General features: G+C 70.9%; 20 protein-coding genes and 1 pseudogene. 6 read left to right on the top strand and 15 right to left on the bottom strand.

Annotated features, from left to right (window positions below; genetic code table 11):
- The 5 genes and pseudogenes from CI785_RS16880 to CI785_RS00110 all read right to left on the bottom strand — a co-directional run.
- Positions 1–288, bottom strand: a pseudogene (locus CI785_RS16880) (hypothetical protein); the annotation flags it as partial.
- A 27-nt stretch (positions 289–315) separates the two neighbouring features.
- Positions 316–966: an SMC-Scp complex subunit ScpB gene (gene scpB, locus CI785_RS00125; protein ID WP_105030087.1), complete on the bottom strand. Its 651-nt coding sequence runs from the start codon at positions 964–966 to the stop codon at positions 316–318.
- Positions 959–1,801, bottom strand: a complete 843-nt coding sequence (locus tag CI785_RS00120) for a segregation and condensation protein A (protein WP_105030086.1) — start codon at positions 1,799–1,801, stop codon at positions 959–961. Before CI785_RS00120 ends, scpB begins: the two co-directional genes overlap by 8 nt.
- A gap of 35 nt (positions 1,802–1,836) precedes the next feature.
- Complete coding sequence (locus CI785_RS00115; protein WP_105030089.1) at positions 1,837–2,724, bottom strand: ParA family protein; 888 nt, start codon at positions 2,722–2,724, stop codon at positions 1,837–1,839.
- Positions 2,725–3,022: 298 nt separating this feature from the next.
- Entirely contained in the window at positions 3,023–4,438 is a 1,416-nt protein-coding gene (locus CI785_RS00110) for a cation:dicarboxylate symporter family transporter (RefSeq protein ID WP_105030085.1), read from the bottom strand.
- Positions 4,439–4,654: 216 nt separating this feature from the next.
- Between CI785_RS00110 and CI785_RS00105 the strand changes: the two genes are divergently transcribed.
- The 6 genes from CI785_RS00105 to CI785_RS00080 all read left to right on the top strand — a co-directional run bounded on the left by CI785_RS00105 (position 4,655) and on the right by CI785_RS00080 (position 11,663).
- Entirely contained in the window at positions 4,655–6,439 is a 1,785-nt protein-coding gene (locus CI785_RS00105; RefSeq protein ID WP_105030084.1) for a sensor histidine kinase, read from the top strand.
- Complete coding sequence (locus CI785_RS00100) at positions 6,436–7,158, top strand: response regulator (protein WP_105030083.1); 723 nt, start codon at positions 6,436–6,438, stop codon at positions 7,156–7,158. The genes CI785_RS00105 and CI785_RS00100 overlap by 4 nt, the downstream gene beginning before the upstream one ends.
- A 140-nt stretch (positions 7,159–7,298) precedes the next feature.
- The gene (locus CI785_RS00095; RefSeq protein WP_105030082.1) at positions 7,299–7,964 is read left to right on the top strand and encodes a GntR family transcriptional regulator; all 666 of its coding nucleotides are present in this window, start codon (positions 7,299–7,301) and stop codon (positions 7,962–7,964) included.
- Positions 7,965–8,040: 76 nt separating this feature from the next.
- Positions 8,041–9,561 (top strand): MmgE/PrpD family protein, encoded by a 1,521-nt coding sequence (locus tag CI785_RS00090; RefSeq protein ID WP_105030081.1) that lies wholly within the window; start codon positions 8,041–8,043, stop codon positions 9,559–9,561.
- Positions 9,562–9,570: 9 nt separating this feature from the next.
- A complete protein-coding gene (gene prpB, locus CI785_RS00085) occupies positions 9,571–10,527 on the top strand; it encodes a methylisocitrate lyase (protein WP_105030080.1) in 957 nt (318 codons plus the stop codon).
- Positions 10,524–11,663, top strand: coding sequence for a bifunctional 2-methylcitrate synthase/citrate synthase (locus CI785_RS00080; protein ID WP_105030079.1), 1,140 nt, complete (start codon positions 10,524–10,526; stop codon positions 11,661–11,663). The genes prpB and CI785_RS00080 overlap by 4 nt, the downstream gene beginning before the upstream one ends.
- Positions 11,664–11,695: 32 nt before the next feature.
- Here the strand turns inward: CI785_RS00080 and CI785_RS00075 are convergent, their stop codons facing one another.
- The 10 genes from CI785_RS00075 to CI785_RS17390 are packed head-to-tail and all read right to left on the bottom strand — an operon-like array spanning position 11,696 to position 21,816.
- On the bottom strand, positions 11,696–12,262 hold the full coding sequence (locus CI785_RS00075) for an 8-oxo-dGTP diphosphatase (protein ID WP_240614907.1): 567 nt from the start codon (positions 12,260–12,262) through the stop codon (positions 11,696–11,698).
- 49 nt (positions 12,263–12,311) lie between these two features.
- Positions 12,312–13,310: a site-specific tyrosine recombinase XerD gene (gene xerD, locus CI785_RS00070; RefSeq protein WP_105030077.1), complete on the bottom strand. Its 999-nt coding sequence runs from the start codon at positions 13,308–13,310 to the stop codon at positions 12,312–12,314.
- Positions 13,280–13,966, bottom strand: coding sequence for an NUDIX domain-containing protein (locus CI785_RS00065; RefSeq protein WP_105030076.1), 687 nt, complete (start codon positions 13,964–13,966; stop codon positions 13,280–13,282). The genes xerD and CI785_RS00065 overlap by 31 nt, the downstream gene beginning before the upstream one ends.
- 2 nt (positions 13,967–13,968) lie before the next feature.
- Complete coding sequence (locus tag CI785_RS00060; protein ID WP_105030075.1) at positions 13,969–15,669, bottom strand: CTP synthase; 1,701 nt, start codon at positions 15,667–15,669, stop codon at positions 13,969–13,971.
- The gene (recN, locus tag CI785_RS00055; protein ID WP_105030074.1) at positions 15,666–17,393 is read right to left on the bottom strand and encodes a DNA repair protein RecN; all 1,728 of its coding nucleotides are present in this window, start codon (positions 17,391–17,393) and stop codon (positions 15,666–15,668) included. The genes CI785_RS00060 and recN overlap by 4 nt, the downstream gene beginning before the upstream one ends.
- Positions 17,390–18,316 (bottom strand): NAD kinase, encoded by a 927-nt coding sequence (locus CI785_RS00050; RefSeq protein WP_105030073.1) that lies wholly within the window; start codon positions 18,314–18,316, stop codon positions 17,390–17,392. Before CI785_RS00050 ends, recN begins: the two co-directional genes overlap by 4 nt.
- Positions 18,309–19,160 carry a TlyA family RNA methyltransferase gene (locus CI785_RS00045; RefSeq protein WP_105030072.1) on the bottom strand — a complete coding sequence of 284 codons (852 nt, stop codon included), beginning with the start codon at positions 19,158–19,160 and terminating at the stop codon, positions 18,309–18,311. The genes CI785_RS00050 and CI785_RS00045 overlap by 8 nt, the downstream gene beginning before the upstream one ends.
- The gene (locus tag CI785_RS00040) at positions 19,147–19,440 is read right to left on the bottom strand and encodes a hypothetical protein (RefSeq protein WP_105030071.1); all 294 of its coding nucleotides are present in this window, start codon (positions 19,438–19,440) and stop codon (positions 19,147–19,149) included. Before CI785_RS00040 ends, CI785_RS00045 begins: the two co-directional genes overlap by 14 nt.
- Positions 19,437–20,444 carry an HAD-IIA family hydrolase gene (locus CI785_RS00035; RefSeq protein ID WP_170068195.1) on the bottom strand — a complete coding sequence of 336 codons (1,008 nt, stop codon included), beginning with the start codon at positions 20,442–20,444 and terminating at the stop codon, positions 19,437–19,439. The genes CI785_RS00040 and CI785_RS00035 overlap by 4 nt, the downstream gene beginning before the upstream one ends.
- Complete coding sequence (locus tag CI785_RS17390) at positions 20,437–21,816, bottom strand: hypothetical protein (protein ID WP_240614905.1); 1,380 nt, start codon at positions 21,814–21,816, stop codon at positions 20,437–20,439. Before CI785_RS17390 ends, CI785_RS00035 begins: the two co-directional genes overlap by 8 nt.
- Positions 21,817–23,102 lie beyond the last annotated feature (1,286 nt).

Raw genomic sequence — 23,102 nt, 5'->3', positions numbered from 1 at the left:
GGACGACCGGCCGCCCTCCCGGCCGCGATCGGCGGCGGAACGCGGGGCCGCCGGACGACCGCCGCGGCGCTCACCGCGGTCGGGGAACGAGCGGCCCTCACCGGGACGACCGCCGGTGCGCTCCCCGCGCTCGGAGAAGGGCCTGCCCTCGCCGGTCCGTCCTGCGCCGCCCTGCCCGGAGCCGTTGCGGGGGGATGCGCCCCTGCCGCGGGCACCGTCGGGGCGTCCGGCCGATCCGCCGCGGCGCGGCGTGTTGCGTCCGGAACCGGATCCTGGCGGCTGTGTCATGGAGAAAATCCTTCGTGTAGGTAGTGCTCAGTACGTCGTCTCGTCATACTCCCCAAGGCTCTCGAGGCCCGGCAGGTGGGGAGCGATCCGGGGCAATTCGTCGACGCTGCCCAGCCCCAATCTTTCCAGAAAGAGCGGAGTGGTCCCATAAAGCACCGCTCCGGTCTCCGGATCGGTCTCCATCTCGACAACCAGCCCGCGCTGGAGCAGGGTACGGACCACGGAATCCACGGTGACGCCACGGATCGCGGAGACCCGGGCGCGGGATACGGGCTGGCGGTACGCGATGACCGCCAGGGTCTCGAGCGCCGCCTGCGACAGCCGGGCTGACTGGCCGTCGAGCACGAAGTCGGCGACGACGGACGCGAAGTGCTTCCGGGAGAAGATGCGCCACCCGCCGGCGATGGTCCGCAGCTCGAAACCGCGTGGCGATGGAGCGTCGGTGCTTCGGGGGCCTGGCCCAGTATAGCCGTCGTACTCGCGCTGCAGTCCCACGAGGACGGCGTGCACCTGCTCGACCGGGCGATCGAGCACTGCCGCGAGCTGACCCTCGGCGACCGGCCGGTCGGCCACCATGAGGACGGCCTCGACGGCGCCGCGCAGTCCTCCGGGCAGCTCCTCGACCGGCAGGTCCTGTCCGTCCTCCCGCACGTCGTCCGTCCCGTCCGGTTCATCCATGGTCCGCTCCTCTCCCGTGCACGAGGTCCGGGCCGTCCTCGAAGTCCTCCGCCGGCAGGTCGGCGGTCCACACGCCGTCCTTCGCGCTCCACCCCACCAGCAGCTCCGACAGCGGCGCCGCCTGCTCGAACGACACGGCCCCGTCGCGGAACAGCTCCAGCAGGGCGAGGAACCGGACCACGAGCACCATGCGCGATCCGGCGTCCTCGGTGAGCTGCCGGAAGGTCAGCGGGCCCCTGGTGCGCAGCTGGTCCTGCAGGATCTGCGCCTGGTCGCGGACACTGACGGGCGGCGCATGCAGGTGCGTGAGGCCGACCTCGGCCGACGGCTCCTGCCGCGGGGCGAGGACCTTCGCGGCGAGCGCGGCGAAGTCCTGCGGCGAGTGCTTCCAGATCAGCTCCGGCAGCAGGCGGGTGAAGGAGGGCTCGAGGGGCACCAGGCGTGCGTGGCGGGCGTCCTCCTCCTCCAGTCGTGCCGCGAGCTGGCGGGCCATCTCCTTGAACGCCCGGTACTGCAGGAGCCGGGCGAACAGCAGGTCCCGGGCCTCGAGGAGCGCGATGTCCTCCTCGTCCTCGACGGCCCCGACGGGCAGGAGCCGGGCGGCCTTCAGGTCGAGGAGCGTGGCGGCGACGACGAGGAACTCGCTCGCCTCGTCGAGCCTCCATTCGCCCTCGGCGGCCTGGATACGGCGGATGTGCGCGATGAACTCGTCGGTGACCTGCGCCAGCGCGATCTCCGTGATGTCGAGCTCGCGCCGAGAGATGAGGTTCAGCAGCAGGTCGAACGGGCCGCTGAAGTTGGTCAGCTGCACCTCGAACACCGTCTGGTCGGCCACCTACGGGACCCGGGCGGACCCGGAGGGTGCCGGCACTAGGGTGCTCCGCCCCTGCTGATGAGCTCCTTCGCGAGACTGCGGTAGGCATCGGCGCCCGAGTGGTTCGCCGCATAGGAGGTGATGGGCTCGGCGGCCACGGTGGCGTCCGCGAACTTGATGGTGCGCTTGATGACGGTCTCGAAGACCTTGTCCCCGAATGCCTCGACGAGGCGCGCGATCACCTCGCGGCTGTGCAGGGTCCGTGCGTCGTACATCGTGGCGAGAACGCCGTCGATCTGCAGGCGCGGGTTGAGCCGGTCCTGGACCTTCTCGATGGTCTCGACCAGGAGCGCCACCGCGCGCAGGGCGAAGAACTCGCAGATGAGCGGGATGATAACACCGTGCGCGGCCGTGAGGGCGTTCACAGTGAGGAGACCGAGGGAGGGCTGGCAGTCGATGAGGATGACGTCGTAGTCGTCCGAGACCTTGCGCAGCGCGCGGTCGAGGACCTGCTCGCGCGCCACCTCGTTGACCAGCTGCACCTCGGCCGCGGACAGGTCGATATTGGCGGGCAGCAGGTCGATGTTCTCGATCGCGGTGTGCTGGATGGCGTCCTGGATGGAGACCTTGCGGTCCATCAGCACGTTGTACACCGTCACGTCGAGCTCGTGCGGATTGGTGCCGAGGCCCGCGGAGAGCGCGCCCTGCGGGTCGAAGTCGACGAGCAGCACCTTGCGGCCGGCCTCGGCGAGCGCGGCACCGAGGTTGATGGTCGACGTCGTCTTGCCGACCCCGCCCTTCTGGTTGACCATCGCGATGACCCTGGCCGGGCCGTGCGAGTCGAGGATCCTGGGTTCAGGGAACTCCGTCACAGGGCGGCCGGTGGGGCCGAATCCCGCGTCCACTGCGCTGGGCAGAGTTGTGGAACCCTGTTCACTACTCACGTATTTCTCCACGCTTCCATCAGAATCGGTGCGGGCCGGTCGACGATCGGCAGCCGAGTGGCTTCTCTTCTAGTCAACGGTACAACGCCCGCACCGGCGGCCGCGAAGCCTGACCCCGAGCGACCCCGAGCCTTGATCCTCAACCTGAGGTCGAAGCTGCACCGGCGATCGGACCGGTGACCGGAGGCGGCGGCGTCCCCGCAGCGGTCCCCGGCATACGGCGGCGGCGGCCCGGATGTGCTCCGGGCCGCCGCCGCCGTCGTGTGCCGGACCTGTCAGGGCCCGGCGTGCCCGCGGATCAGCGGGTGGTGGTGCCGCGCACCGCGGCCTCGGTCCTCGCCGCGGCCCCGTCCTCGACGTCGTCGCTCGAGGCGCCGTTCTCGAAGCGGTGGTCGGTGCTCATGGTGCTCTCGTCGAAGGGCAGGTGCCCCTCGAGGACCTGGTCCACGCGGGGGCGGTCGAGTTCACCCGTCCACTTGCCGATGAGCACCGTGGCGACGGCGTTCCCGGTGAAGTTCGTGAGCGCGCGGGCCTCGGACATGAAGCGGTCGATCCCCACGATCAGGCCGACGCCGTCCACGAGGTCGGGACGGTGCGACTGCAGGCCACCCGCCAGGGTGGCGAGGCCCGCACCGGTGACGCCGGCGGCGCCCTTGGAGGCGATGATCATGAAGACCAGCAGGGAGATCTGCTCACCGAGGGCCAGCGGCGTGCCCATGGCCTCGGCGACGAACAGCGCGGCCATGGTCAGGTAGATGGCCGTGCCGTCGAGGTTGAAGGAGTAGCCGGTCGGGACGGTGACGCCGACGACGGGCTTGGAGACGCCGAGGTGCTCCATCTTCGCGATGAGGCGCGGGAGGGCGGCCTCGGAAGAGGAGGTGCTGAAGATCAGCAGGTACTCGCGGCCCAGGTACTTCATCAGCTTGAGGATGTTCACGCCGGTGACGATCTTCAGCAGGCCGCCGAGGATGACGACGATGAAGAGGATGCAGGTGATGTAGAACGCGACCATGAGGGTCGCCATGCTGATGATCGCCTGGACGCCTGTCTCACCGACGACGGCGGCGATGGCACCGAAGGCACCGATCGGGGCCAGCCACATGATCATCACGAGGATGCGGAACACGAGCGCCTGGATGTGACCGATCCCGCGGAGGACGGGCTTGCCGGCGTCGCCCATCTTCTGCAGTGCGAAGCCCACGAGCAGCGCCACGAAGAGGGTCTGCAGGATGCTCGGACCCGTCAGGGCGGAGAGCAGCGTGGTGGGGATGACGCCGAGGAGGAAGCCCACGGTGCCGCTCGACGCGCCTTCCTCGGGCTCGGGCAGGTCGTAGCTCGACGACGAGATGTCGAGGCCCTCACCCGGCTGGATGAGGTTGCCGACCACGAGGCCGATCGCGAGCGCGAAGGTCGACATCAGCATGAAGTAGCCGAGCGCGAGGCCTCCCACCTTGCCGACCGTCGCGGCCTTGGCGATGGAGCCGATGCCGAGGACGATGGTGCAGAAGATGATGGGGGCGATCATCATCTTGATGAGATTGATGAAGCCGGTGCCGAGCGGCTTGAGGGCCTTGGCGAACTCCGGGGCCGCGAGTCCGAGGATCGCGCCGAGGACGACGGCCACGATGACCGCGATGTAGAGGAAATGGGTCTTGTCGACCTTCTTGCGGGGTTGCGCCGGTCCACTCTCGGACCGCGACGATGCGATGGCCATGGTGATCTCCCTTGATGTCTGCCGCCCCGCGGCGCCCACGACGAAGAACGGTCTTCGTCGCAGGGGTCTTCTCGGGAGGCGTAGATTGAATTGGTCCCCTTCGATCATGGCAGTCAGCGTGATAGGGGTCACAATTGAGTTCATACTGGTCGTGGACCGGCATGGCCTGCGTGCCGATCCGGCCCGGGCGGAAACCGGAAGGAGCAGGATCGCGGAGTGCGTCGATGGAGCCTCGCCCGGCAGGTCTTCCTGGCCCAGCTCGTGTTCGTCCTCGTCCTCTCGGCATCGCTGTCCGTGATCCTGTACGCCGATGCCGAGCAGGGCGTCAATGATGCCGCAGCCGAGCGGATGATGGCGGTCTCGACGGCCATCGCACTGGATCCGGCCGTCCTGGCCGCCGTCCGGGGACCGGACCCCACCGCCTCCCTCCAGCCCTACGCCGTCGAGGTGATGGACCGCCTGGGCGTGGACTTCATCACCATCATGGGCACCGACCGCACCCGGTTCACCCACCGCAACGCCGGGGAGATCGGCAAGCCGTACATCGGCTCCGTCGACGACGCCCTGGCCGGACGGACGTACACCGAGACCTACGCGGGAACGCTCGGCCCGTCGATCCGTTCGATCGTGCCGGTGGTCGACGACGACGGGACGGTGCGCGCGATGGTCTCGGCGGGTATCACCGTGGACCGCGCCGCCATCGCCCGCAACGCGCAGCTGCCCCTCGTCGCGCTCATCGCACTCGGCGCCCTGGCGCTCGGTTCGCTGGCCTCGTTCCTGCTCAGCCGGCGCCTGCGAGAGGCGACGCTGGGCATGGGGCCCGCGGAGCTCTCGCGCACCTTCGTCTTCTACGACGCCGTCCTGCACTCGGTGCGGGAGGGGCTGCTGCTGACCGATGCCGCGGGGCGCCTCGTGCTCTACAACGACCAGGCGGCACGCCTGCTGGGACTGGACGGGACGCAGGAGCCCGTGCAGGCGTCGCGCCTCGCGGTCCCGCCGTCGCTGCGCGCCCTCCTCGCCTCGGGCCGCAGCGCGCACGACGAGGTGCACCTGACCGACAGTCGCGTCCTGGTCGTCGACCAGCAACCGGCCGTCCCGCCCGCGCCTCCCGGACGCGGCGGGCATCCCCGTGCGGCCCTGGGCACGGTGACCACGCTGCGCGACCACACCGAGGTCGAGGCGCTCACCGGGCAGGTCGAGACCATGCAGACGCTGACGGATGCCCTGCGCTCGCAGACCCACGAGCACGCCAACCGCCTGCACACCATCGTCTCGCTGGTGGAGCTCGGCCGGAACTCCGAGGCGCTCGACTTCGCGACCCGCGACCTGCAGCAGTCGCAGCGACTCACCGACGAGGTGGTCCGGGCGATCGACGAGCCCTTCCTCGCGGCCCTCCTGGTGGGCAAGGCGGCCCAGGCGCACGAGCGCGGGATCGAGCTGACCACCGACATCGCCCCCGACGCGCAGGCCGGCTCGCTCGATCCCGTGGACCTCGTCACGATCATCGGCAACCTGCTCGACAACGCCTTCGACGAGGCGGCGGTGTCCGAGGAGCCGCGCGTGGCCCTCACGGTGAGGCGCGCGACCTACGACGACGGGGCGCCGGTGCTGGAGGTCGTCGTCGAGGACAGCGGCAACGGGCTGCCGGACTCCGAGAAGGCGAAGATCTTCGAGTTCGGGTACAGCACGAAGGCTGCGGACGCGTCCAAGGCCGCCGGGCGCGGCCTCGGGCTGGCCCTCGTCCGGCAGGCGGTGCGGCGCTTCGGGGGATCGGTCGAGGTCATGGACACCGACGACGGCGGGGCGCGCTTCTCGGTGCGCCTCCCCCTGCCCGTGGCCGCTCCGGACGGCGCCGGGCCGGGACCAGGCGACCCCGGCCACCCTGGCGACCCCGGCCGGCCCGGAGACTCCGGCCACCTGATCGCCACCGGGCCTCCGGCCGCCCGCGCGCACGACGGTGCGGCGATGCCGCAGGGTGCGCGGAACCGGGACCGGGCGTGAGCGCCATCCGCGTCCTGGTCGTCGAGGACGACCCCGTGGCGGCGGACGCCCACGCGGAGTACGTCCGGCGGCTCCCCGGCTTCGAACTCGTGGGCATCGCCCGGAGCGGGGCCGACCTCGCGGGCTTCCTGCATCCGGCCGGCGAGGAGCCTGGCCGGACCCGCATCGCCGTGGACCTCATGCTGCTGGACATGAACCTGCCGGACGCCCACGGTCTGGACATCATCCGCCGGGTGCGCGGGCTCGGCCTGCCCCTGGACATCATCGCCATCACGGCCGTGCGGGACCTGCAGGTGGTGCGGTCCGCCATCTCCTCCGGGATCGTCCAGTACCTCATCAAGCCGTTCACCTTCTCCGCGTTCAGCGAGAAGCTCGGCGCCTACCGGGAGTTCCGGCGGAACCTGGTGGAGCAGGCGTCCAGCACCACGCAGGCAGAGGTCGACTCCGCCTTCGCCTCGCTCCGCCCGGCCATGACGGCCACGCTGCCCAAGGGACTCTCGGCGGAGACGCTGCGCGCGGTGTCCCGGCTCCTGAGGGAGCTCTCCGCGCCGACGTCGGCCATCGAGGTCTCGGAGGCCCTGTCCATGTCACGGGTCACCGCGCGGCGCTACCTCGAGTACCTGGCCGACCAGCAGTCGGCCCTGCGCACGCCCCGCTACGGGACGCGGGGGCGCCCCGAGTTCGAGTACAGCTGGGCGCGGACGGTGTCCGAGCGATAGGCCCCGGCGTCCTGTATACACGAACGCGCCTGCTCTCTGCGTGGATGCTGAAAAGTCTTGTGTCCACCCCGTCCTGTGTATACATTGAGGCGATGCGCGCGCCCGCTCGGGCCGCTGACAGGGCGACGGGAAGGCACAGCATGCGGGCCGGTGATCGCGCCTACTCCCTGCTCCGTTCGGACATCGTCGAGTGGCGGCTCTCACCCGGCGACCTGCTGGCCGAGGTCGAGCAGTCGGCCCGCCTCGGCGTCTCCCGGACTCCCCTGCGCGAGGCGCTCGCCCGGCTCGTCGCCGAAGGGCTCGCCGCTCCCCATGCCGGCCGCGGCGTCGTCGTCTCCGCCATCTCCCTCGAGGCCGTCACCGACCTGTTCGAGGTCCGCCTGCCGCTCGAGTGCGCCGCCGTCGGGCGGGCGGCCTCACGGGGAGACCGGGACGTCTTCGCGGCTCTCGCCGGGGAGTTCGCCCGGGCCGGCCGGCTCATCGAGGACGACGACGGGGGCCAGGACGCGTACTACGCCCTCGTCGCGCGGCTGGACCAGTGCATCGACGACGCCGCCGCGAACCGCTTCCTCCTGCAGGCGCAGAAGCCGATCCGCACCCACCTCGCCAGGGTGCGGAGACTCGCACGCGACAACCCGCCGCGACTCCTGGCCTCCGCGCGCGAGCACGAGCAGATCGCCCTCGCGCTCGCCGCCGGCAACGCCGACCTCGCCGAGGCGTCCATGCGGGTGCATCTCCACCACAGCCTGCAGCACCTGCTCGCCTCGCCGCGGGACTCCGAGACGCCACGGGCGCGGCCAGGCTGACACCGCATCACTGACACCGCGCCACTGACTCCGCTCCACCGACACCGCACCACCCAGCCCCACCGAGAGGAACACCATGGTCGAACTCCATCCCGTCCGCGTCCACCGCAGCGAGGAGAACCTCCCCCGGACCGGGCAGCTCGCCTGGAAGATCGCCGAGGTCGCCACCGACCCGGTGGAGGTCGCGCCCGAGGTCACGGACATGGTGATCAACCGCATCATCGACAACGCCTCCGTGGCCGTCGCGTCGCTGACCCGGGCGCCCGTCGTCGCCGCCCGCGCCCAGGCGCTGAGCCACCCGGTGTCCGCGCACGGCGCGGGAGCGGCCGTGTTCGGGGTCGACGGCCCGGTCTCGGCAGAATGGGCTGCCTGGGCCAACGGCGTCGCGGTGCGCGAACTCGATTACCACGACACCTTCCTCGCCGCCGACTACTCGCACCCGGGTGACAACATCCCGCCCATCCTCGCCGCGGCCCAGCACACGGGCGCCTCGGGCAGGGACCTCGTGCGCGCGCTCGCCACCGGGTACGAGATCCAGGTGGACCTCGTGAAGGCCATCTGCCTCCACGAGCACAAGATCGACCACGTGGCGCATCTGGGCCCGTCCGCCGCAGCGGGCATCGGCACCCTGCTGGACCTCGATGCAGACGTCATCTTCCACGCCGTCGGTCAGGCGCTGCACACGACCACGGCGACCCGCCAGTCGCGCAAGGGAGAGATCTCGACGTGGAAGGCGCACGCGCCGGCCTTCGCGGGCAAGATGGCGGTGGAGGCGGTGGACCGGGCGATGCGCGGGCAGACCTCGCCCACGCCCATCTACGAGGGCGAGGACGGCGTGATCGCCTGGCTCCTCGACGGACCGGATGCCTCCTACGAGGTGCCCCTTCCCGCGCAGGGCGAACCCAAGCGCGCCATCCTCGACACCTACACGAAGGAGCACTCCGCCGAGTACCAGGCACAGGCTTGGATCGACCTCGCGCGACGGCTCCACGGCGCCCACCCGGAGGTGACGGACCCCGGGAACGTCGCCTCCGTGGTCATCTCCACCTCGCACCACACGCACTTCGTGATCGGCTCCGGCGCCAACGACCCGCAGAAGTACGACCCCACCGCGTCGCGGGAGACCCTCGACCACTCCATCCCGTACATCTTCACCGTGGCACTGCAGGACGGCCGCTGGCACCACGAGGACTCCTACGCACCGGCCCGTGCAGCGCGCCCGGACACGGTGGCGCTGTGGCGTAAGGTCACCACGCTCGAGGACCCGGAGTGGACCCGGCGCTACCACTCCCTGGACATCGCGGAGAAGGCGTTCGGCGGGAGGGTCGAGATCACCCTCACGGACGGCAGGGTCATCACCGACGAGATCGCGGTCGCGGACGCGCACCCGCTCGGCGCCCGGCCGTTCGCCCGCGCGGATTACGTCGCCAAGCTGCGCATGCTGGCAGCAGGCATCGTGGAGGACGCGGAGCTCGATCGCTTCCTCGCCGCCGTCGAGCAGCTGCCGGACCTGCCCGCCGGGTCCCTCGGCCGGCTGAACATCGTGGCCCGCCCCGGCCTCCTCGACGCGGCCGGCGCGCCGCAGGGACTCCTGTAGGGGGCCGCCGTGCTGTACTCGAGCATCACCCCCGAGCAGAAGCGCCGCGCCTTCAGGGACGGGCTCGCCTCCGGACGGATCCAGCAGTTCCCCGGAGCGTTCAACCCCCTGTCGGCCCGTCTCATCGGCGACAAGGGCTTCGACGGCGTCTACATCTCCGGCGCCGTGATCGCGGCCGATCTCGGCCTCCCGGACATCGGCCTGACGACCCTCACGGAGGTCGCGCAGCGCGCGGGGCAGATCGCCCGCATGACGGACCTGCCGTGCATCGTCGACGCCGACACGGGCTTCGGCGAGCCGATGAACGTGGCCCGCAGCGTGCAGGAACTCGAGAACGCCGGTCTCGCCGGGTGCCACATCGAGGACCAGTTCAACCCGAAGCGGTGCGGCCACCTCGACGGGAAGAACGTCGTCGACCTCGACACGGCCGTGAAGCGTGTCCGCGCTGCCGCCGACGCCCGGCGCGATCCGAACTTCCTCGTCATGGCGCGCACGGACATCCGTGGGACCGACACCCTCGCGGCGACCCAGGAGCGGTCCCGCGCGCTCGTCGGGGCGGGCGCGGACGCCATCTTCCCCGAGGCCCTGCGCAGCCTGGCGGAGTTCCAGGCCATCCGCGACGCCGTGGATGTGCCGATCCTGGCCAACATGACGGAGTTCGGCAAGAGCGAGCTGTTCACCGCCGAGCAGCTGCAGGAGGTGGGCGTCACCATGGTGATCTACCCGGTCACGCTGCTGCGCAGTGCAATGGGCGCCGCCGAGCGTACGCTGGACTCGATCAGGGCCCACGGCACGCAGGACGCCGCCGTGGACCAGATGCAGACGCGCAGCCGGCTGTACGAACTGGTGGACTACGAGGGGTACAACCGCTTCGACTCCTCGGTGTTCAATTTCGAGGTGCCGCGCGGCCACCGGGCGGGCGCACCCGGATCCGAGAGACCGAATGGGGAGAAGGAGCAGTCGTGACAGAACCGGAGATCCACAAGGGGCTCGCAGGGGTCGTGGTGGACACCACCGCGATCTCGAAGGTCAACCCCGACACCAACTCGCTGCTGTACCGGGGCTATCCGGTGCAGGAGCTCGCCGGCCACCGCGACTTCGAGGACGTCGCCTACCTGCTGTGGAACGGCGACCTGCCCGACGCCGGCGAGCGAGCGTCCTTCGACGCGTTCGAACGCGCGCACCGGAGCCTGCCGGAGAACGTCGTCGCGGCGATCGACCTCCTGCCCCTGACAGCGCATCCCATGGACGTCGCACGGACCGCGGTGTCGGTCCTCGGCGCGAGCCACCCGCGCGCGGGCGACAACACACCGGAGGCGGACAGGGAGAAGGCCGCCGCGCTCTTCGCCGTGTTCCCCGCCGTCGTCGCTTACGACCAGCGGCGCCGTCGCGGCCAGGCGCGCGTGGAGCCCCGCGAGGACCTCGGCTACTCGGCGAACTTCCTGTGGATGACCTTCGGCGAGGAGGCCCCCGCGGAGGTGGTCCACGCGTTCGACGTGTCGATGGTCCTCTACGCGGAGCACTCCTTCAACGCCTCCACCTTCACCGCGCGCGTGATCACCTCGACGCTCTCGGACCTGCACTCGGCCGTCACCGGTGCCATCGGCGCGCTCAAGGGAGCACTGCACGGCGGCGCGAACGAGGCCGTGATGCACACGTTCGAGGAGATCGGTATCCGCCAGGACGAGAGCCACGAGGACGCCGCCGTCCGCGCGAAGGCGTGGATGCAGGACGCCCTCGCCGCGAAGAAGAAGGTCATGGGCTTCGGCCACCGCGTGTACAAGCACGGCGACTCCCGGGTCCCCACCATGAAGTCCGCGCTGGACGCCATGATCGAGTACTACGGGCGCGACGAGATCCTCGGCCTGTACTCCGGACTCGAGACCGCGATGGACGAGGCGAAGGGCATCAAACCCAACCTCGACTACCCCGCCGGACCCACCTACCACCTCATGGGCTTCAATACCGAGATGTTCACGCCGCTGTTCATCGCCGCCCGCATCACGGGCTGGACGGCTCACATCATGGAGCAGGCGGCGTCGAACTCGCTCATCCGGCCCCTGAGCCTCTACGACGGACCCGACGAGCGGCACGTGGGCTGACCGAGCCCTTCCGGCCCTCGGCGGACGGGCGGTCAGCGCAGGACGGCGCTCGCCACGCCCTCGTTGTCGGTGTCCATCACGATGGCGGCATCGACCCTCCGCCCCTCGAGGAGGAGCGGGATCCAGTGCGGGCCGTCCTGCCACATGCTGTGCCACGGGATGGCGTCCACGGGGTACCAGCGGGGCTCGATCTCCTCGCTCGGCACCGGCGTGGCCGTCCCGGCATCGGCCGTGAAGAGGAAGGCCGCCATGTTCCAGGCCGGCCGCGCCGGGAACGACCACGCGATGCGGCCGGCCTCGCGCACCGCGGAGAGATCCAGTGCGATGCCGCTCTCCTCGGCGACCTCGCGGACGACCGCCTCCAGGGCCGACTCGCGTCCATCGATCTTCCCTCCGAGTGCCACCACGCGACCGGCGCCGAACCCGGTGCGCTTCAGTCCGAGGAGAACCTCCCTCGGGGCGCTGCAGTCGTGCGGAGCGCCGGTCCGGGCATCCTCGTGAGCGTCACCGGGACGGAACAGGAAGCACAGGGCCACGCAGCGGTAGGCCACGCCGTCCACGGTGAGCCACTCGCCCGGCCGTTCCGGTTCGGCGTGCACTCCCCCGTCGGTGCCGAGCCCCGCAAGGCCGGGTCCTGGGCGCCCCGGCTCAGGCATGGGCCCGCGGGTGGGCCGCCGCGTAGATCTCGCGCAGGGTGTCGGCCGTGACGAGGGTGTAGACCTGCGTGGTCGTGACCGAGGCGTGCCCGAGGAGTTCCTGCACCACGCGGACATCCGCGCCGCCCTCGAGCAGGTGGGTGGCGAAGGAATGGCGGAGGGTGTGCGGGGAGACGTCCCGCTGCACCTGCGCACGTTCCGTGGCGGTCTTCAGGATGGTCCAGGCGCTCTGTCGGCTCAGGCGTCCGCCGCGTGCGTTGAGGAACAGGGCGGGGCTGCCCTTGCCCTTCGCCGCCAGGGCAGGGCGTCCCTGGACGAGGTAGGCGTCGACGGCCCGGGCGGCGTACGAGCCCACGGGCACCAGTCGCTCCTTCGAGCCCTTGCCCGTCAGGCGCACCACTGCGGGACCGTTTAGGGCGTCGCTCACGGAGACGTCGTCGACGTCGAGCCCCACGGCCTCGCTGATCCTCGCGCCCGTGGAGTACAGGAACTCGAGCAGCGCGCGATCGCGTTGCCCCGACGGCGTGCCGGTGTCGACCGATTCGAGGATGCGCACCACGTCGGCGACCGGGATGGCCTTCGGGAGTCGCTGCCCGGTGATCGGGGGGTGCACGTCCCGGGCGGGGTCGCCCTCGGTGATCCCCTCGAGCGCCCAGAACCGGTGGAGGCCGCGGACCGCGACGACCGTGCGGGCTGCCGATCGGGGACTGAGCGGGGAGAAGCCGTCGTCCCCGGAGGCGACGGCCTGCGCGAAGGCCGACACGTCGTGCCGTGTGATCGTCGGGGGATCCTGGACGCCCCGCGCGGCGAGGAACGCCTCGTAGCGCCTGAGATCGCGCCGGTAGGCGGCCAGCGTGTTGGCCGACAACCCGCGCTCCACGGACATGTGCTGCAGGTAGTCCCGGACGAGGACGGACAACGGGCCGTCCCCGTCGGCGGGTGCCGGTGCCGGCACGGGACTCAGCCCTCGAGCACGGCGCCGCGCGGCCATGTGGGGTGCTGGCTCGGGTGCTCGGGCCAGGGCGTCATGGCGGGGCGCAGATCGACGAAATCGTTCTCGCGCGCCACGCGGGCGGCGAGGATGGCCGCCGTGGCCGACGGGTTGTGGATGCGCCCCGCGAGGACGGCGTCCACGGCGGCGTCGAGATCCACCCACATGAGCTCGATCTCCGCCTCCTCGTGCGTGCGGGTGTGGCGGTCCGCCTCGGGGACGTCTCCGATGCCGCGCGCCAGGTAGACGCGCAGGGCCTCCGAGGAGGAGCCCGGGGACAGGAAGAGGTCCACGAGGACGTGCCACTGTCGCGCGGTGAGGTCGGCCTCCTCCGCGAGCTCGCGGGCGGCGGCGTCCACGAAGTCCTCGCCGTCCTCGTCGAGGAGCCCCGCCGGGATCTCCCAGAGCGCCATGCGGACCGGGTGGCGGTACTGGCGCAGCAGGAGGATCCGGCCGTCGTCGTCCAGCACCAGCACGGCGACCGCGCCGGGATGCCGGATGAAGTCCCGGGTAATCGTCTCGCCGTCCCGGGTCAGGGTGAACTGCTCGCTGACGACGTCCCACACACGCCCCTCGTAGACCGTCGTGGTCCCCACGAGCCGGCGCGGGCTCTGCTCGTCACCGAACGTGGCGGTCTGCGATTCGGGCTGCCCCATAATCAGACCTTCGCGCCGCGGCGTTCCAGGGCCGCCTTGACGAGTCCGGCGAACAGCGGGTGCGGCCGTGTGGGGCGCGAGCTCAGCTCGGGGTGGGCCTGCGTGGCGACGTAGTAGGGGTGAACGTCCTTCGGCAGCTCGGCGAACTCGACGAGCTTGCCGTCCGTGGTCGTCCCGGAGAACACGAGGCCCGCGTCGGCGATCTGCTCGCGGAACTCGTTGTTGACCTCGTAGCGGTGGCGATGGCGTTCGAAGACCGTGGTCCTGCCGTAGGTCCCCGCGATCACGGAGCCCTCCTGGAGCTTCGCCTCCCAGCGACCCAGGCGCATCGTGCCGCCCATGTCGCCCTCACCGGCCACGATGTGGAGCTGCTCGGCCATGGTGGCGATGACCGGGTACTTGGTGTCCGGCTCGAACTCGCTCGAGGACGCGCCCTCGAGGCCCACGACGTTCCGGGCGTACTCGATGACCATGCACTGGAGCCCCAGGCACAGCCCGAGCGTCGGGATCCCGTTCTCGCGGGTGTAGGTGAGCGCCCCGAGCTTGCCCTCGAGGCCCCGGATGCCGAAACCGCCGGGGATGCAGACGGCGTCGACGCCCTCGAGAGCCTTCTTCGCACCCTCCGGTGTCTGGCACTCGTCGGACGGGACCCACTTGATCGTGACCTTGGCCTTGTTGGCGAACCCGCCGGCGCGCAGCGCCTCGGTCACCGACAGGTACGCGTCGGGGAGGTCGATGTACTTGCCGACCAGCGCTACCTCGAGGTGGTGCTTGGGATTGTGGACGGCTTCGAGCAGCTTGTTCCACTTGGTCCAGTTGACGTCCTTGAACTTCAGGTCGAGCGCCTGCACGATGTACGCGTCGAGGCCCTGGGCATGGAGGGTCTTGGGGATGTCGTAGATGCTCGGTGCATCGGCCGCGTTCACGACGGCGTCGATGTCCACGTCGCACATGCGGCCGATCTTCTCGCGCATGGCGGCGGGTACCTCGCGGTCCGACCGGATGACGATGGCGTCGGGCTGGATACCGATGGAGCGCAGCATGGCCACGGAGTGCTGCGTGGGCTTGGTCTTCAGCTCCTGCGAGGGACCGATGTACGGCACCAGTGACACGTGGAGGAAGAAGACGTTGTTCCGGCCCACGTCCTGGCGGACCTGGCGGGCCGATTCGAGGAAGGGCTGCGACTCGATGTCGCCGACCGTGCCGCCGATCTCGGTGATGATGACGTCGGGTGCCTTCTTGCCGGGAGCGGCCTCGGCAGGCAGGCGCATGCGGCGCTTGATCTCGTCGGTGATGTGCGGGATGACCTGCACGGTGTCACCGAGGTACTCGCCCCGGCGTTCCTTGGCGATGACGGTCGAGTACACCTGACCGGTCGTGACGTTCGCCGACCCGTCGAGGTTCTCGTCGAGGAACCGCTCGTAGTGGCCGATGTCGAGGTCCGTCTCGGCGCCGTCGTCGGTCACGAAGACCTCGCCGTGCTGGAACGGGTTCATCGTGCCGGGATCCACGTTGAGATAGGGATCGAGCTTCTGCATGGTCACGGAGAGGCCGCGCGCCCTCAGGAGGTGACCCAGGCTGGATGCCGTCAGTCCCTTGCCGAGTGAGGAGGCCACGCCGCCAGTCACGAAGATGTGCTTGGTCGTTGCGGATTTCAGGAACCGGGAGTTTATTTGCTGCGCCACGGAGTTCAAGCCTATCACCGAGCAGTTGTACGGGCGGCATCGGCGAGGAGCTCCTCGGCGTGGGCACGCGCCGACGCCGAGTCCTCCTGGCCGGCGAGCATGCGCGCGAGTTCGCGCACGCGTTCGTCGTCGGGCAGTACCTCCACGTCGCTGGCGGTCACGCCTCCCCCTTCGCCGTCCCGGGAGACGTTCTTCGTCACGCGGATGTGGCGGGCGGCGAAGGCGGCCACCTGGGGCAGATGGGTCACCACGATGACCTGGACGTGTTCGGCGAGCATCGCGAGTCGGCGTCCGATCTCGACGGCGGCCTTGCCGCCCACGCCCGCGTCGACCTCGTCGAAGACGAAGGTCGGAACGGGGTCGACGGCCGCCAGGACGACCTCGATGGCCAGCATCACGCGCGACAGCTCACCGCCCGAGGCCCCCTTGCCCAGGGCGCGCGGGGCCGAGCCGGGATGCGGTTGCAGGTTGAACGTGATGTCGTCGGCCCCGTGGACGGTCAGCGCTTCGGCCGGCGTCACCTCGATCAGCAGCTGGGCGTCCGGCATCGCGAGGGCCGTGAGTTCGTCGCTGACCTTCGCCGCGAGGCTTTCCGCCGCCTCCCGCCGCAGCGAGGACACCGTATCGGCGAGCTCGTGGACCTGCCGGTCGAGCTCGACGATGACATCGTCGAGCTCCTCCACCCGGGACGAGTCGCCGCTGAGCTCGAGCAGTCGCTTCACGGCGTCCTCCTGCCAGGCCAGCACCTCGTCGATCGTGGGCGCGTACTTCCGGACCAGCACCGAGAGCGCCGCGCGGCGCGACTCGACCTCCTCGAGCCTGCCCGCACCCTCGCCGTCCAGGGCCGTCCCATAACCGGCGAGTTCCGCGGAGATGTCCGCGAGGAGGTAGCCCACCTCGGCGAGCCGCTCTGCCAGCTTGCCGAGGTCGGCGTCGTGCCCGCTGACCGCCTCGAGCTGGCGTCTGGCCTCGTCGACCAGCGACACGGCGTCGGCACTCGCGCCGATGTCCTCGGACACGAGCGCCTGGTGGGCCACGAGGGCCGCCGTGCGCAGCTCCTCGAGATTCCCGAGGCGCATGGACTCAGCCTTCAGCGCGGCGTCCTCCCCCGGCTGCGGCTCGAGGTCGCCGATCTCGGTCAGGGCCGCTTCCAGGCTCTCGGCCTCCCGCAGGCGCTCGCGTGCCTCGCTCCTCAGGCGGTCGCGTTCGGCGAGGGCATCGCGCCACCTCCGGAACGCGTCCCCGTAGGCCTGCAGGGCGTCCTCGAGGGTGGTCCCGCCGAACTTGTCGAGGGCCTGCCGCTGCGCGGGCGCACCCTTGAGCCGCAGCTGGTCGGATTGCCCGTGGACGACGACGAGCTCGTCGCCCAGCTCGGCGAGGACACCGACGGGGGCGGCCCGGCCGCCGACATACGCCCGGCTGCGGCCCTCGCTCGTGACGGTGCGGGCGAGGATCAGCTCGGCGACGCCGTCGTACTCCTCCAGGGCGGCTCCTGCCTCGGCGGCCCTCATGGCGGCGGGGCTGCGCGGATCGAGGCGCAGCACGGCCTCCGCCGAGGCCGACTTGGCGTTGAGCCGCACCGCGCCGGCGTCGGACCGCGCCCCCCGCAGCAGGCCCAGCGCGGTGATGACCATGGTCTTGCCCGCGCCGGTCTCACCGGTCACCACCGTCAGCCCCGGGCCCAGGCTGAGGGTCGCGTCGGTGATGACGCCGAGGTCGCGGATACGCATCTCCTCGATCATTGGGCTGATCCGTCCTGGTGTCTCACGGGGCCGCGCCAGCCCTGGATGGGGAGTTCGAACTTGTGCACGAGCCGCTCCGAGAACGGTGTCTGCCGGGTACGGGCGAGCCGCACGGGCCGCTCCGAGCGGCGCACCTCGACGCGGGCGCCAGGGGGCAGGTCGATGCTGCGCCGCCCGTCGCACCAGAGGACGCCTGCGGCGTCGGTGCGGGTGAGGAGCTCGACCGCGAGGACCGAGGTGGGCGCGACCACGAGCGGCTTCGCGAAGAGGGCGTGGGCACTGATGGGCACCATGAGCAGCGCCGCGACCTCCGGCCAGACGATGGGTCCGCCGGCGGAGAAGGCGTAGGCGGTGGAGCCGGTCGGAGTGGCCATGACCACGCCGTCGCACCCGAAGGAGCTGACGGGGAGGCCGTCCACCTCCATGACCACCTCGATCATGCGCTCACGGTCGGCCTTCTCGACGGCCACCTCGTTGAGCGCCCAGCTGCGTCCGAGCAGCGTGCCGCCGTGCCAGACCTCGACCTCGATGGTGGTCCGCTCCTCCACGGTGTAGCTGCGGTCCGCCACCCATCGCACCGTCTCCGCGAGGTCGGCTCGCTCGCTCTCGGCGAGGAATCCCACGTGCCCGAGGTTGACGCCCAGGAGCGGGATGTCGGCCTCCCGGACGAGTTCGGCGGCGCGCAGGATGGTGCCGTCACCGCCGAGGACCATCACGAGCTCCACGTCGCCGAAGTCGACGCCGTCACCGAGCGCTTCGGCCGGAGCGGCGAGGGCTCCGTACTCGGCCTGGATGTCGGCGAGTTCCTCGGGTCGCATGACCGGCTGGAGCCCCAGGTCGTTGAGGCGTGTGCACGCTTCCTGCGCCGCGACTATCGCGTTCCTGCGGCCGGTATGGGCGAGCACCAGGATTCGTCTACTCATCAAGCTCCGTCTGATCTATGGGTCGAGCCGTGCCGGGCGGTGGGAAGAGCGCATTCAGTGCCTGGTCGGTCAGCCGGTCCAGCTCCCCCTCGATCCTAGGCATCAATCCCGCCGGCGGCACCTTTGTCCACACGAAGTACTCGAGATTGCCGTCCTGTCCGGGCAGTTGGCTCTGCGCGAGTCCCGCGATCTCGGATCCGCATTCCAGGGCACTGCGCACCACCCCGGCCACGGCGCGGCGCCTGGCGTCACCGGAGGTGACGATGCCGAGCCGGTTGAGCCCGCTGCGGCCGACCTCGAACTGGGGTTTCACCATCAGGAGGAGGTCCCCGCCGTTCCCGGTGGCGCCGGTCAGTGCGGGCATGACGAGCCGAAGCGAGATGAAGGAGAGGTCGGCGACGGTGAGGTCCGCCCGGCCGCCGATGTCCGCAGGGTCCAGGTGGCGGACGTTCATCCCCTCGAAGACGTGCACGCGGGGGTCGTCGCGGAGTTGCTGGACGAGCTGACCGTGCCCGACGTCGACGGCGGCGACCTCGCGCGCGCCACGCCTCAGCAGGACGTCGGTGAAACCTCCGGTCGAGGCACCGGCGTCGAGGCACCGTTTGCCCGAGGGGTCCACCGCAGGGAAGGCGCGCAGTGCGCCGTCGAGCTTGGTGCCGGCACGACTGACGTAGTCCTCGCCGCGGTCCTCGACCAGCAGGGTGTCGGCCGGGAGGATCGGCGCGGAGGGTTTGCGCGCCACGACGCCCTCGCGGTACACGCGTCCCGCGCTGATCAGTTGTGCGGCGTGGGACCGTGACCGCGCGAGGCCGCGCGCCACGAGCTCCTGGTCAAGGCGAGCCATCGGCTCCTGCCCGGCGGAGCTGCTGCTCCGGGTTGAGCTGCCCGCTCAGGCGGTCGTGGACGTCGAGGAACACCGCGGCGTGCTCCGCCACGGGAAGGTCGGCCAGGACGTCGAGCTGGGCCAGGACCCGGCCGACCTGCGCGTCGCCCGGGTCGGCGTCGGACCCGGGGCCGAGTGCCTCCTGCGTGCCTCGGTCTGGCTCCTGGCCCGTCCCGCGGGGCGTATCCCGGGTTGCCTCGTGGGCCTCCTGCGCCGTCCGCTCCTGCCCGGGCCCGGTCATCGCCGTGCTCCCGGCCGGGCGGCACTCGTGAACTCGACGGACGGCGCGGCGCCCGGCACCGTGTGCGGGTGCGCGGACCACCAGGCGGCGCACGCCGCGCGCCAGCTGTCGACGTCGTCCTCGCGACCGCTGACGTGCACCGTCGAGGCCTGGACCCGGGCCACCGCTGCGCCGCAGGTGAAGGCATCGTCGTCGGCCGTGATCGCCGGGTATTCCTCGTAGAGCTCGGCGAGTGACGCGAGCAGGTAGTCCGGACGCTCCCCGACGTCCGCGGCGAGGGCCGTGCGGACGGTGTCCACCCCTGTCAGGACCAGGGCGGTCGCCATGCCTGCGCGGTTGCCACCGAGGATGTCCGTGTCGAGCCGGTCCCCCACCACGAGGGCGCGCGCGACGCCGGAGTGGCGTGCCGCGGTCTCGAACAGGGCAGCTCCGGGCTTGCCCGCGATCGACGGCGACTTCCCGGTGGCCGCGGCGACGGCCGCGACGAGCGTCCCGTTGCCCGGTGCGATGCCCCGCTCCTGCGGGATGGACATGTCCGTGTTCGTGGCCACCCAGGTGGCGCCGGCGGCGACGGCGTAAGCGGCCTCCGCCAGGTCCTTCCAACCCAACGCGGGCGAGAACCCCTGGATGACGGCGTCGGGCCGGTCCTGCGCCGAGGCGACGACCACGAGGCCCTGCGCACGGACCGCGTCCGCGAGGGTCTCGCTGCCCACGACGAGCACCGAGGATCCACCGGCCACCTGGCCGGCGAGCAGCTCGGCGCCGGCCAGGGCGGAGCCGAACACCTGGTGCGCGGTGGCGGGCGCACCGAGTTCCCGCAGATGGGCGGCGACCTCCTCCGAGGATCGCGATGCATTGTTGGTCACGTAGGCCAGGCTCTTGTCCTCGTCCGCCAGTCGCTGCAGGGCGTCCGTCGCCCCGGCGATCGCCCGGGGACCGGCGTAGACCACGCCGTCGAGGTCTGCGAGCACGCCGTCGAAGCCGTCGATCAGGCGCTCAGTCATCGACGACGTCCTCCTGACTCGCCTTGGCCCTGCTGGGGCGCTTGCGCTTCGGCGACGTCGCCTCGTCCGGGAGTGCCCCGCTGTCAGGCGCTGCGCCGGCCTGGTCCTCCGAACCCGATCCGGTCGGCTCGCCCGACTCCTCGCCTCGCCCCACCTCATCGGTCGCAGGGAGATCGGCTGTACCCGAGCCGTCCATGCTGAACAGCATCTCCGTCTGAAGGGCCTCGACCGGCGCCGACGTCTCACCGGCGGGCACTGCGTCCACGGGGACTGCTACGGGCTCGTCGGGGTCATCGGTGGCCGTGGGCGTCTCGGAGTCCGTTGCGTCGGCCGTGTCCGCGTCGGAGAACGTCATGTCGAGCGTCCCGGCAGCAGGTCGATCCTCACCCTGAGCGTCCAGATCGGCTTCGAGATCCAGGGACATGTCCCCCACCGGGTTCGGCTTCGGGCCCCCCGCTGGGTCAGATCCTGCGACCACGGAGATCTCGCCTGGGGCGTCGCTTGCATCGATGTCGATCGCACCCTCGCCGGTGTCCATGTCATCCGCACCGTCGCCGGCGTCGTCAGCAGCTGTCGGCGCACACTCGGCATCACCAGTCGTCACGCCGTTCCCGGGCTGAGCCTGCCCGTCCGTCGGGACTTCGACGGTGACCTCGGTCGCGTCGTCGTCGGCCGGACCGGTGGGCGCGTCCGGGGTGTTCGTACCGAGGACTTCCGAGACCTTCGGTACGGGCAGCGGAGCCGGGTCGTCGTCCTCACCCAGATCGATGATGTCGGGTTCCAGATCGTCATCGAGCCCGAGCGCTTTCTCCGCCACCCCGGCCTGGCGGCGCCACGTGTCGGACTCGCTCGAGCGACCGGCGGCATCGAGTGCGGCGGCATAGGCGCGGAACAGGCGCGGGCTGAAGGAGAAGGCACGGTGCAGGTCGAGCTGCGGGATCTCCAGCGCGGCCACTGCGGCATCGAGCTGACCCAGATCGCCTCGCGCACCGGACACCACCATGGCGAGTTCGGCCTTACCCGCCGTATCGAGTGATTCGGCTTCCTCACTGCGCGCGAGATCCAGGGCGCGGTCAGGGCGACCCAGGCCCCGCTCGCAATCCGCCATCACGGGAAGGTGCACATTGGATCCGCTGATCCGGCGGAACGTCCTGAACTCCCGGAGCGCTTCCCCGTAGTGGCCGGCCGCGTAGGCCGTCAGGCCGACGGCCTCGCGGACCGCCGCCAGTCGTCCGCCGCGCCGACTCGCGGCAAGGGCATGCTGGAACGCCAGCTCGGGGTCGATGTCGATCAGTCGACCCGCCATCACGAGGTGCTTCGCCACCCAGAGAGCGCTGCGCTCCTCGAGGTTGCGAACCTGCGCGCGGGTCACCCGGTCGAGCTCGTCCCCCTTGACGTCCTCGTCGATCTCGGGTGAACGTTCGCGATCGGGCCGGTTCGCACTCCGCAGGTCCCGCGCATTGTGTGTCCGCGGCGCTTCAGGCGTGCCACCTCCCGAGCGGTTGCCCCGTCGATCGTCGTTCCGGCGTTCGACGCTGGGACCCCGGTCCTGGCGATCCGCAGGACGGCGGAAGGATGTGCTGCGGTCGGACGACCGACGCTGATCGCCCTGACCGTCCGCCGACGACCGGGACTGCCAGGGACGCTCGCGGCCCTCACCGGACCTGGTGCCCGGCGCGCCGCCTCTTCCTGCATGGCCGGACTGCCTGTCGGCGGCCGATCCGGAGGCCGATGCGCCACGGGAGGCCGAACCGCGCAGCTGCGCGCCTCTGCCGTCCTCGGTGCCACCCCGCGGACGGTCCGAGGAACGCGGCGCCGGCCGGCCGGAGTTCTGCCCCGTGCGATCGCCCCAGCGTTGACCGGAAGCCTGCCGGTCCTGTCCCGGCCGTCCGTCGCGGGAGTAACCCGGGCGCTCCCGCTGCTTGTCCTGACCGTCGCGACCGTAGCTGCCACCGGCGCGGTCGGCACCGCGCGCCTCCGACTGCCCTTTCCATACGGGTCTGCCGCCTGAGGAGGGTCCGCCGCTGCTCGACCCACGGAAACCACCCTCGGTGCGGGCGCCACGGCGATCACCGCCGGCCGCCGACCGCTGCCCTCCTGCGCTCTCCTGCGAGCGACTCCCGCGGTAGGGCCGATCCGTTCCCGCCTCGTTACGGTCCTTGGAGCGGTTGTCACTTCCACGGGATGCCGGTGGCCGGGACCCTTGGCCGCCAGACTTCGAGCCCCACGAGTGGCGACGCTCCGTTTGTCCGGACCCTCCCTGACCTCGGTCCGACGCGCCTCCCGACTGGCGGGGGTCCCCGTCTCGTCCAGTGGTGTGCTCCTGCTCAGCCATGGCAGCGCGGTCCTCTCATCAGGTGCCGGCACATCTCGCCGACGGGTCTCTATTCTGCTGTGGGTGCTACTGATCTATGGAACCACGAAGCATCGGGCTCCACTTCATCGTGATGGCGTGTACTGCCCGATGTGATTCATGCCTCCACAACCAGTCCTGGGACCAACGCGGCGCCGCGCCTGATGTGTGGGGTTTGGTGGTTAACGGGGAAGAGGCCCCACCGTGGTGGGGCCTCTTGCCTGTAATGGTTGTCCGGCGGTGTCCTACTCTCCCACACTCTCTCGGGTGCAGTACCATCGGCGCTGTGGGTCTTAGCTTCCGGG

Origin of the sequence: Arthrobacter ruber (assembly GCF_002954225.1) — a bacterium.
Lineage (GTDB): Bacteria > Actinomycetota > Actinomycetes > Actinomycetales > Micrococcaceae > Arthrobacter_D > Arthrobacter_D ruber.
This window is presented reverse-complemented; position numbering and strand designations above follow the sequence as displayed.

Excerpts from the sequence above, each read along its gene's own strand:
- scpB (WP_105030087.1), bottom strand. The coding sequence starts at position 966 with ATGGATGAACCGGACGGGACGGACGACGTGCGGGAGGACGGACAGGAC.
- CI785_RS00110 (WP_105030085.1), bottom strand. The coding sequence starts at position 4,438 with ATGGCCATCGCATCGTCGCGGTCCGAGAGTGGACCGGCGCAACCCCGC.
- CI785_RS00095 (WP_105030082.1), top strand. The coding sequence starts at position 7,299 with ATGCGGGCCGGTGATCGCGCCTACTCCCTGCTCCGTTCGGACATCGTC.
- CI785_RS00090 (WP_105030081.1), top strand. The coding sequence starts at position 8,041 with ATGGTCGAACTCCATCCCGTCCGCGTCCACCGCAGCGAGGAGAACCTC.
- xerD (WP_105030077.1), bottom strand. The coding sequence starts at position 13,310 with ATGGCCGCGCGGCGCCGTGCTCGAGGGCTGAGTCCCGTGCCGGCACCG.
- CI785_RS00065 (WP_105030076.1), bottom strand. The coding sequence starts at position 13,966 with ATGGGGCAGCCCGAATCGCAGACCGCCACGTTCGGTGACGAGCAGAGC.
- recN (WP_105030074.1), bottom strand. The coding sequence starts at position 17,393 with ATGATCGAGGAGATGCGTATCCGCGACCTCGGCGTCATCACCGACGCG.
- CI785_RS00050 (WP_105030073.1), bottom strand. The coding sequence starts at position 18,316 with ATGAGTAGACGAATCCTGGTGCTCGCCCATACCGGCCGCAGGAACGCG.
- CI785_RS00045 (WP_105030072.1), bottom strand. The coding sequence starts at position 19,160 with ATGGCTCGCCTTGACCAGGAGCTCGTGGCGCGCGGCCTCGCGCGGTCA.
- CI785_RS00040 (WP_105030071.1), bottom strand. The coding sequence starts at position 19,440 with ATGACCGGGCCCGGGCAGGAGCGGACGGCGCAGGAGGCCCACGAGGCA.
- CI785_RS00035 (WP_170068195.1), bottom strand. The coding sequence starts at position 20,444 with ATGACTGAGCGCCTGATCGACGGCTTCGACGGCGTGCTCGCAGACCTC.